A 756-nucleotide genomic window follows, 5' to 3' on the forward strand; every position below is an offset into this window, starting at 1 on the left:
GATCACCGGCGACCCGAACGAGATCGCGGACGAGCTCGTGACGAATCCGGCGATCGATCTGATCACGTTCACGGGCGGCGTGTCGATCGGCAAGTCGATCGCATCGCGCATGGGCTATCGGCGTGCCGTGCTCGAGCTCGGCGGCAACGATCCGATCATCGTGATGGAAGATGCCGACCTCGACGAAGCGAGCACGCTTGCGGTGTCGGGCTCGTACAAGAATTCCGGGCAGCGCTGCACCGCGATCAAGCGGATGCTCGTGCACGAGGCGGTGGCCGATCGCTTCACCGAGCTCGTCGTCGAGAAAACGCGCGCGTGGTCGTACGGCAATCCGGCCGATCCGTCGAACGACATGGGCACGGTCATCGACGAAGCGGCCGCGATGTTCTGCGAGTCGCGCGTAAACGATGCGATCGCGCGCGGCGCGCGGCTGCTGGTCGGCAATGTACGCGACGGCGCGCTCTATTCGCCGACGGTCGTCGATCGCGTAACGCCCGACATGCCGCTCGTGAAGTACGAAACGTTCGGGCCCGTGTCGCCGATCATGCGCTTTCGCGACATCGACGAAGCGATCCGGATGTCGAACAGCACCGACTATGCGTTGTCGTCGTCGATCTGCACCAACCGCTTCGACTACATCACGCGTTTCATCACCGAACTCGAGGTGGGCAGCGTGAACGTGCGCGAGGTGCCGGGTTATCGGCTCGAACTGACGCCGTTCGGCGGCGTGAAGGATTCGGGGCTCGGCTACAAGGA

At 63.9% G+C, this 756-nt stretch carries 1 protein-coding gene; it reads left to right on the top strand.

All coding sequences use genetic code 11. The features are described from left to right. Positions 1-756 (top strand): aldehyde dehydrogenase family protein (locus HMPREF3115_RS17370; protein WP_141751691.1); only part of this gene is annotated, 756 nt, incomplete at both ends.

It is taken from the genome of Burkholderia sp. HMSC10F09 (assembly GCF_001806955.1).
Taxonomy (GTDB): Bacteria; Pseudomonadota; Gammaproteobacteria; order Burkholderiales; family Burkholderiaceae; genus Burkholderia; species Burkholderia multivorans.